Here is a 9,023-nt window from a genome sequence, read left to right as displayed (position 1 = left end):
TTCTTATTGTCTTTTTACATTTTGAAACAATAAAATTTCCAATTCAGGGTCTTGACATTTTACCGCGGGTCTCTTCGGGCGATATCGTCATCCAGATGCAATTCCTTGGCCACCTCTTGTTTAAGCTCATCCAGTTCGTTCTCTGCTTCGGACTCCAGTTTCCGCCTGTCAGCCATAAGTTTCACTCCTTCCGCACAGGGTTATACTTATTATCCCCTATCCGATTCCTTCTTATCAAAAGGCTTCGCATCTGGCGGAATCACCTTTGTTTCTTCTAACATCCTTCGCAACATTCTTGCGTTAGTAATCGCTTTTCCCTGGTAGTGATTGTTCATACTTATAAAAGTTTTGGATGTCTTGTGAAATAATTTTTTTATACGGGGGATCCATTCCCGCAGTTCAGCTTCTGAATACAAGTAATCGTAACGCTCATGGGGATAATCGTATCGCCACCATTTCTCCCTGTTCCGCCCGTGAAAGCGAACATACCCTATAGGCGCAGTTACCCACACTACCGGTGGTATTAAATTCCCGAGTTGAGGCTGGTCCACACAAACATATCCTAACTGTTGTTCCACCATTAAATTAAAAACTTCTTTCTTGATCCACCCCCGGTGACGGAATTCCACCACTACCGGAAGTTCCTCTAACCCTTCGCGGAATTTTTTCAGGTAATCCTGGTTGGACTTATTGCAGTGAAAACTGTAAGGAAATTGAGCCAGAATACAGCCCAATTTTTTATTCTCGATAAGAGGTTCCAGTGCCTCCCGGAACTGTCTGAAGCTTTTCTGGTTGTCTTCCCGCTCGTGAGTAAGTTCTTTTGGAGCTTTGATGACAAACTGGAATCCCGGCGGCGTTTTTTCCTGCATGTGATAAAGCATATACTTGGTGGGAATGCGATAAAAAGTGGAATTAACTTCAGTGAACGAAAATTCCCGGGCATAAAAAGGTAACATTTCCCTTTGTTTGATGCTGGGCGGGTAAAAAGGCCCTATCCAGTCATCATAGCTGTATCCCGCCGTACCAATGAAAAGCATCTTTCTTTACTCCTTTCCGGTAACGGCTTCAACTTCAAAGCCGTATTTTCCGGTCCACTCTAACGGAAACCCTTTCCGCCGGAACCTTTTCCGGATCCAGAACTACCAGCTCCCCTTCTTTTAACCCGGAAATAACCTCTACTAAATTGCCGTCAGTGCCTCCTATCTTAACCAGCCTGCTCTGGGCAATGCCCTCTTCAACTACTAAAACTTTATGGTTTTGGTTTTCTTCAAACAGGGCATCCTCGGGCACCAACAACACGTCTTCCCGGTCAGCCGTAATAAAATTTAGCTCCACCCGGTAACCGGGCAGAAGACCTTCTGTCTCGTTCACCCCAACAGTCACCGGAACTACAGCCTGGCGAAGTCCTAAAGATGAAACTTGTGTCTCCGCTGCCGGTGAAATTTTTTTCACCCAGCCTTCAATCTTTCGCCTCTCAGGACCAGAATCAAACTCGATTTCGACCCTTTCTCCTACCTGAATGCCGGCCATATCTTCCTGGTGAATCAAAGCCAAGATCTCAAGCCGAGAAGGATCGCCGATCACAAATAATTCCGTTCCCACAGGAACAAAAGTGCCTACTGTTACCATTTTTTTCAATACAGTGCCGCTAATAGGAGATAATACTCGAGCGCGGGACAAATTCAGCTGAAGAAGGGCCAGTTCTGCTTTTGCCTGTTCCAGTTGAGCAGCAGCCGCCTCTAGGGCCTCTTGCTGCGCCCCTTCTTGCAGTAAGTTAAGTTGCGCTCGGGCCCGAATTAATTCCTCCTGAGCAATCTTAAAATTGGTCTCCGCCTCTTCCAACTGCTGCCGGGAAACAGCCTGCTGCTCAAAAAGCTGGCGGAGGCGTACTAATTGCTGTCGAGATTGCTCGTAAGCCGCTTCGGCTTGACTGACTAATGCTCTGGCTTGGGTTACTTCCTCCTGGCGGGCTCCCGCTTGAATCTGCTCTAATTGGGCTTGAAAAAATTTCACCGCAGCCTTAGCCCGTTCTAATTGACGCCGGAGTTCGCTATCATCGAATTCCAACAAAACCTGACCTTCTTTTACCCGATCTCCCTCTTTTACCCAAACCTTTTTCACCTTGGCCGATATTTCACTGACCACCACATTTTGGTTTACCGCCCTTACCGTACCGGTAGCTTCTACAATACTGCGCAAGGGTCCCCTGGTTACCTCCACCACCTCTACTTCAACCTTCTTTCCATGGTGCCAGGCAAAAAGGAGCCCGCTAAATAGAAATACCAGAATTACTCCCCCCAAAACTTTTACCTTCTTGCGCATTCCCAGCATCATTTTACACCTCTCTCTCCTTGGCTGCCTCGGCCAGGTTCAACCGGTTTACATATCGAATCCCCGGAATCTGAGCCAAAAAAACGGCCAGAAATATGACTCCCACGGTTAACCAGTAGGTACGCGGTAAAATAACCAGGGGCATAGTCATCAAATCCGTACTGTAAGTCTGAGCAAAATAGGCGGCGATACGCTTCCCCAAAGGAATACCCACTACCAGACCCAGGAACGCGGTCAAGAAGTTTTCTCGGGTAATTAAAGCGGCGATTTCTTGCGGTCCCATCCCCAGCATGCGTAAGATCAAAAGTTCCGGTCGCCTTTCCAGGATATTAATATGCGAAGTGTTAAAGGTTATAACTCCGGCCAGGCTCATACCAAAAATAATCATAATGCCGATAAAAGTATATAGTAACCCCATGTATTGAGAAATATCTTGACGAGTCTGCTCCACATCCTCTATGGCCGCAATTGGGCTGAGGTCTTTAGTTCGCTCTTTTAATTTTTCCATTCCCCCGGGGCAGAGGGTAGTCATGACCGCGCTAATCATCCCCGGTTCTCCTGTTATTTCCTGGGCTTTACCGAGAGGAAGAAATGCCCCGCTTCCCACAGACATGAAAACGGTCCCCGCCACCGGTATTGATTTTCTATCTCCGCCGACTCCTAAAATTTCTACTTCAACCCTCTGACCTTCTTTCACCTTCAACTCTTCTTGAAGACTGCTGCTAATGAGGATACCCCGTCCGGTGAGCTTCTTCCGGGTCAACCTATCTTCAAAGAGGCGAAACATTTCTCCTTCCGCAGGAATTCCGACCAGTATGCTTTCAAAACTACGACTGCCATAATGAAACCGGACAGGCATTTCCAATAAGGGTTCCGCCTCCATTACCTCTTCCCAACGCGCTATCTCTAGCACTTCATTCTCGAGCACCGGTCGATCAAAAATTATCTTAGCATCATAATTGATCACCCGTTCAAAGTGATGATTTATTAATTCCTCCGTACCATCTAACCAAGATAACCCTACCAAAATAAGGCTAGTGGCCAACGCAATACCTACCACGTTAGAAATCATCCGTCGAGGAAAGCGAGCCACGTTGCGCAGAGGGATCTTCCATTTCACGGGCAAGTTTTGCCTGGAGAACAGGTAAGAATCCCAAGGAACCTGCCTCACGGGCAAAGGAGTCTCCGGGCGCATAGCGTCGACCGGTCTAAGCGATGCCGCCTTTCTGGCCGAGTTAAAGCCGGCAGCCAAACAAGTAATAACACTGATAATTACGCCAATCCCTTGTACATCCCAATGTGGAGCCGCTACCAAATAAGGTATATCAAATACATTGGCATACATTTTCGTCATAAGAACAGAAAGCCCGTAACCAACAGGCGCTCCTAATAAGGAACCTAACACGCCAATAGCCAAAGTATAACTTAGATAATAAACCATTATCCCCTTCCGACTGTAACCTAGGGCCCGTAGTATTCCTATATAACGTCGTTCTCTAGCTATCATCCTGGCCAATATTATATAAATGACCATAGCTGCCGTCCCCAAAAATAGAACAGGAAACATAAAGGCCATTTCCTGCAGTCCTTCTAATTCCATCTTCAAGGCGAAATGACTCGGCTGATCTTCTCTTTCTATGGTACTGAGGAGTCCGTAAGGGGCCAAAATTTTTTCTATTCTCTTTTTAACTTCCTGGATTTCCCGCGGTCTTTCCAGATAGACAACTATTTCGTTAAACGCATTCTGCATACCCCACCATTTTTCAGCAATTTCCTTTCGAAGATAAATAACGGCAAAATCCCGTGCGGTGGCGAGAACCTGCTGTCTATCCTTCAAAGGATAAATGTATTCCGGACTGGTAACCACACCGGAAATAATTAACTTCTTTTGTTCTCCGTTGATGATTGGATAAAGATAATCTCCTACTTGAAGCCGGTAATATTCCGCAAAAGATTTTAAAAGCAACACTTCATTTGTTCTGGCAGGCCATGCTCCTTCTACTAAAAAGGGGGCATTTACGAATTCCCTATCTTCCCAACTCGAAGGCAAGGTAAGCATCCTGGCTGTAACCCGCCGGGAATCTCCTTCTATATCCAAAGGAACATCTTTGCTGACCCGGCCGTTGGCCATCTCTACGCCGGGCAGAGATTCTATTTTCTCAACCACCCTGTTGGGGGCGGCCTGTACCCTAAAAGTCAAATGGGCGAATTTGAGCTCTTGATAAGTCTTTTCGGAAGAACTCTGCAAATTTACAAATGAAATATAACTGGCCGTGAAGAGAGCCGTTCCTAAACACACTAAAAAAATAATAGACACGAAGGCCCAGGGACTATGCCTAATTTCCCGCCACATTCTTTTATACAACATATCGATTACCACCTCAGCCGGCAGGCTTCAACCGGGTGTTCGTTTACCGCAATACTATCAATTTTTCCGTCCCGCATCCTTAAAATGCGGTGAGCCATGTTCCCGATTACTACATTATGAGTAACTATAACAACAGTTTTACCCATCTCGCGGTTTATATCCTGTAACAGGGATAAGACCTGAATTCCCGTTTGATAATCCAACGCACCGGTCGGTTCGTCACAGAGTAAAATTTCCGGGTCTTTGGCAAGGGCCCGGGCGATAGCAACCCGCTGCTGTTCTCCTCCGCTGAGTTGGGAAGGGAAATGGTCTGCTCGGTCCCTAAGCCCAACCTTTTCCAACAGAGCCAAGCCATCGACCTTTTCTCCTTTTATTTCTGCCGCCAGTTCCACGTTTTCTCTTGCCGTTAAATTAGGGATTAAGTTAAAGAACTGAAAAACGAAACCCACTTGATGGCGGCGGAATAGGGTCAGGCGTTTTTCATCAAACTCCGTAATATCCTGTCCGTCAAAAAGGACTTTCCCGCCAGTAGGTACGTCCATTCCCCCTATTAAGTTAAGAAGGGTACTCTTTCCCGAACCGCTAGGGCCTAATATTGCCAACAATTCACCTCTATATATCTTGAGATCCACTGGCTTTAAAGCTTCTACCTCCACTTCACCTAACGAATAGCGACGCGACACCCCAACTAATTCGACAAGAGGCTGGTAATCCACCGGCTCACCTCATTCGCTAAATCTATCTCACTAATCAATCTTATATTATTTCCCCTTTTCCCATCTTATTTTCCCTTTCCTACCGCCGCTCTCCTGCAAGAAGAAAACAAAAAAAATACCGCTGCCCGGCGGCAGCGGTTCACTTATGCTTTTCCTTAGCTATATCATTAACGGGGAACATATTAATTCCTTCGTCTACCGATTGGCGATACAAGTAATAAATGAGGCTTAAAGCCAATCCTGCTATAAACAGTATACCAAAAATCACCCAAGCCTCACCTCCCAGTACCTGCAGCTTAAAATAATTTCGATATAGTTTTCCTGCGTTCCTGCTAGCCTAAACTTCCAGCCATCTCTTCGGAGGGTTTCAACAAAGCCAATCCCGGCTTAAGAACTTTAATCTGATTTATCTCAGGATCTTCCGTACCCTGCAGGTCTGCATGTTCCTGTTTGAGAATATTCACATAATCTATAATTTCCCGGGTAATAATTTCTCCCGGACAAATCAATGGAATACCAGGAGGATAAGCCATTATGGCTTCAGCGCTAATTTCTCCTTCTGCTTCATATAAGGGTATCATCTTAGTTTGACTGTAAAAGGCTTCCCGGGGTGAAACAGCCACCTCTGGCAAAGGCGGGAGAGGAGGACAATATTTAATTACATTCTTTAAAGAACGCTTGCCAGCGATGTCTCGAAAAGCGTTAACCAGTCTTTTAGCTTTTTCCCAAGTATCTCCAATGGAAGTCAAAATAATTACGTTATACAGGTCAGACAATTCTACCTGAATCCTGTACTGCTGTCGCAGGATATTTTCCATTTCGTAGCCCGAAAGGCCTAACCCCTGGACATTGATGGTAATCTTGGTCGGATCAAAGTCATGACATCCAGGTTTTCCTACGATTTCTTCCGTTAATAACTGCAATCCCTCAATTTGGCTCAACTGTTCTCTAATCCAACAGGTAATCTCCAAAGTGCGCTCTAACAATTCTCTTCCCCGAGTAGCCATTTGCTTGCGGGCCACGTCCAGAGAACTGAGCAGCAGATAGGAAGGGCTGGTGGTTTGGGAAAGATTTAATACTGCTTTAACCCGCTGGGCACTGACCAGGCCTTCCTTTACCAAAAGAATAGAACTTTGAGTCATAGATCCGGCCAGTTTATGGGTACTGCTGGCCACCAGATCGGCTCCCGCTTCCATGGCCGACTGGGGCAAAGAGGGATGAAACTTGAAATGGGCACCGTGGGCTTCATCTGCAATCACCGGAACTTCGTAATCATGAGCAATTTCTACCAAGCGGGCCAGGTCAGAAGTAGTGCCGTAGTAATTAGGATGAATAACAAATAAAGCTTTAACATCAGGGTTGGTTTCCAAGGCTCTTCTAACCTTTTCCGGGGTAACGCCCATGGAAATCCCAAAATCCTCATTAAGTTCCGGCTCAATGTAGACAGGAATCGCTCCGCTCAGAATTAAACCGCCTAACGCCGACTTATGAGCATTACGCGGAATAATAATTTTATCCCCCGGTTGGCAAACCGTCATGATCATGGCTTGGATGCCGGAAGTAGTTCCGTTTACCAAAAAGAAAGCTCGATCTGCTCCATAAGCTTCAGCTGCTAGGTCTTCAGCTTCTCTAATAACACCACGCGGATTACATATATTATCCAAATCTGGCATACAGGTCAGATCCATGGCCAGAGCATTTTCTCCCACGTACTCGCATAACTCGGCTAGGCCTTTTCCTTGTTTATGTCCCGGTACATGAAAGGGAATGACTCCATCGCTTATATATTTTTTTACAGCATCAAATATGGGCGTACGGTACTGCTTTCTATCTGGCATATGCCCAGCCCCCTCTATCCGAAGATACCTTACAATATTTAAATTACATCATAACTGGCCTTAAATTTCAAGATACATCAGAGTACTTTTATAAGAAAAATTTTTGCCCCCATAGGGGGGCAAATTCCAGCTCATTCTATTTTGTTGCCGCTACTTCTTTGATGTTTATAGGAGCATCGGCATCAATAAATCGATCCTTTAATTTCTTAGAAACTTGAGGTAAAGTGGTGTATTCCATTTCATCTAAATGCAACCGATGGGGTTCAAACGGTCCCAGTTGACGCAGGTAATTGGCAATCTTGTTGGCCATTTTACGGGCTTCATCGTAAGACGGATCGGCAAAGAAATCTTGAGGGCCAATCAGCTTACCCTCAGCTAACTGAAAGCCTAAAGCCACTACCCTAGGTGGGCCGTCAAACCGGGTAGGATTACATTCCTGCAGGGAAACGGGCATTAAAGGGCCGCTGTGCGAACCCCTCATCCAACCGGAGACCAGGTGAGGATTAGCAAAAGGTTCCAAGGCCTCTCCTACCGCAGGAAGTCCGCTCTGACAACGAACAATACAAACCGGATCGTCTTTACCTACATACCTTCCTGCCATCAGGTTAAGCCTCTGGGTACTGGAAGTAGCCGCAATTTCACCTTGCTTGGAATATACCGACTTAATGCAATAACGACCCGGAGCACCAATAAACACTAACAGGTCATATAGCTCTTCTGGAGTTGAGAAAAGAACCTTTTTATTTTCAATTAAATCGTGAACCTCGAAGAAAAAGCCGTCGTGCATCTTAGGATCAATAACCAACCCGATGGTATTGAAAGGATCGGCAAACATTTTGTATAAGGGATAATTCCAGGCACCAGGCTCAGTCTTATCCGCCATAAATACTATAACCGGCTCGCTTTTCCTTTCCTCAAATTCCATCTCCGCCACACCTGGCCCCATACCCTTTACATTACCGGAAAAGGCGTCTGCTAAAAGATCCTGACCGGCCCCGTATAGTTTCAATTCTTTAGCGATTTCGGTACAAGCTACCAATGTATCCCAAGCCAGTTTATGTATCTCTTCACTATCGGTTCCGTGGCGGTGAGTCATAATGAGGTTGATATCATCCCCCACATGAGTGACATGAAAATCTACCAGCAGATCGCTCTCCGCCAACACCTCCTGAGCCTTCTCCATAACCTTGGGATGAACACTGGAATGCCCAACAAAACCCCCAATGTCTGCTTTGATTACGGTAAGAGTAACTTTGTTGCTCAATTTGAGCCCTCCTTTTGATATTAAAATTCTTTCCGCCCTTTCTATTCTATTTTTGAAGGATCGGAACTTGACGGTTAATTACAGACTATGTCCGCCTTATAAAGGTATTGTGTTATACTATATGCTTTAAATCTTCTATATAGGATAACAAAATTCCTTTTTCTCATCGCAAGAATTTGCCATATTAGTTTTAACAATTTGTGCTACAACTGTCAAGTAGTTTGCCTATTAAGCTATTTGCTTTGTAAAACATTTTGGGCATCTGGCAAGATAAGATTGGCAACGGTTCGAAGCAATTGAGTCCTAATAGGGCGGGAGATTAACCTGATAATAGTTTAATTGTCACTGTTTTCCATAGACCCGTCTGAAAAAGGACATACCTATCCCTATTTTTGTTATTCTTCTTTGTTCAGCTTTCGTTTTTTAGTTGATAACCGGTCAAGCCACTTTGACCAGGCTGCGCAAATTCATCCCGCGTTTTTCCCGTATTCGCCCCACAGCCAGCG

Annotated in this window: 8 protein-coding genes; all 8 read right to left on the bottom strand. The window is 45.4% G+C overall.

The window, feature by feature from the left end:
• Window positions 1–59 precede the first annotated feature (59 nt).
• Entirely contained in the window at window positions 60–176 is a 117-nt protein-coding gene (locus KKC1_RS05450) for a small, acid-soluble spore protein, alpha/beta type (protein WP_143288681.1), read from the bottom strand.
• Window positions 177–209: 33 nt separating this feature from the next.
• Entirely contained in the window at window positions 210–1,037 is an 828-nt protein-coding gene (locus KKC1_RS05445; RefSeq protein WP_088553487.1) for a DUF72 domain-containing protein, read from the bottom strand.
• Between the two features lie 34 nt (window positions 1,038–1,071).
• Window positions 1,072–2,334 (bottom strand): efflux RND transporter periplasmic adaptor subunit, encoded by a 1,263-nt coding sequence (locus tag KKC1_RS05440; RefSeq protein ID WP_088553486.1) that lies wholly within the window; start codon window positions 2,332–2,334, stop codon window positions 1,072–1,074.
• Between the two features lies 1 nt (window position 2,335).
• Window positions 2,336–4,699 carry an ABC transporter permease gene (locus KKC1_RS05435; protein ID WP_088553485.1) on the bottom strand — a complete coding sequence of 788 codons (2,364 nt, stop codon included), beginning with the start codon at window positions 4,697–4,699 and terminating at the stop codon, window positions 2,336–2,338.
• A gap of 5 nt (window positions 4,700–4,704) precedes the next feature.
• Window positions 4,705–5,415, bottom strand: a complete 711-nt coding sequence (locus tag KKC1_RS05430) for an ABC transporter ATP-binding protein (protein ID WP_088553484.1) — start codon at window positions 5,413–5,415, stop codon at window positions 4,705–4,707.
• Between the two features lie 139 nt (window positions 5,416–5,554).
• A complete protein-coding gene (locus tag KKC1_RS17015) occupies window positions 5,555–5,683 on the bottom strand; it encodes a hypothetical protein (protein ID WP_272946656.1) in 129 nt (42 codons plus the stop codon).
• 64 nt (window positions 5,684–5,747) lie between these two features.
• On the bottom strand, window positions 5,748–7,253 hold the full coding sequence (locus tag KKC1_RS05425) for an aminotransferase class I/II-fold pyridoxal phosphate-dependent enzyme (protein ID WP_088553483.1): 1,506 nt from the start codon (window positions 7,251–7,253) through the stop codon (window positions 5,748–5,750).
• Window positions 7,254–7,389: 136 nt separating this feature from the next.
• A complete protein-coding gene (gene fbp, locus KKC1_RS05420) occupies window positions 7,390–8,517 on the bottom strand; it encodes a fructose-1,6-bisphosphate aldolase/phosphatase (protein WP_088553482.1) in 1,128 nt (375 codons plus the stop codon).
• Window positions 8,518–9,023 lie beyond the last annotated feature (506 nt).

It is taken from the genome of Calderihabitans maritimus (genome assembly GCF_002207765.1).
In the GTDB taxonomy this organism is placed as follows: Bacteria; Bacillota; KKC1; order Calderihabitantales; family Calderihabitantaceae; genus Calderihabitans; species Calderihabitans maritimus.
Note: the sequence above shows the minus strand (reverse complement) of the source record. Positions and strands in the feature narration are given on the sequence as shown.

Excerpts from the sequence above, each read along its gene's own strand:
- KKC1_RS05440 (WP_088553486.1), bottom strand. The coding sequence starts at position 2,334 with ATGATGCTGGGAATGCGCAAGAAGGTAAAAGTTTTGGGGGGAGTAATT.
- KKC1_RS05450 (WP_143288681.1), bottom strand. The coding sequence starts at position 176 with ATGGCTGACAGGCGGAAACTGGAGTCCGAAGCAGAGAACGAACTGGAT.
- KKC1_RS05435 (WP_088553485.1), bottom strand. The coding sequence starts at position 4,699 with ATGTTGTATAAAAGAATGTGGCGGGAAATTAGGCATAGTCCCTGGGCC.
- KKC1_RS05425 (WP_088553483.1), bottom strand. The coding sequence starts at position 7,253 with ATGCCAGATAGAAAGCAGTACCGTACGCCCATATTTGATGCTGTAAAA.
- KKC1_RS05445 (WP_088553487.1), bottom strand. The coding sequence starts at position 1,037 with ATGCTTTTCATTGGTACGGCGGGATACAGCTATGATGACTGGATAGGG.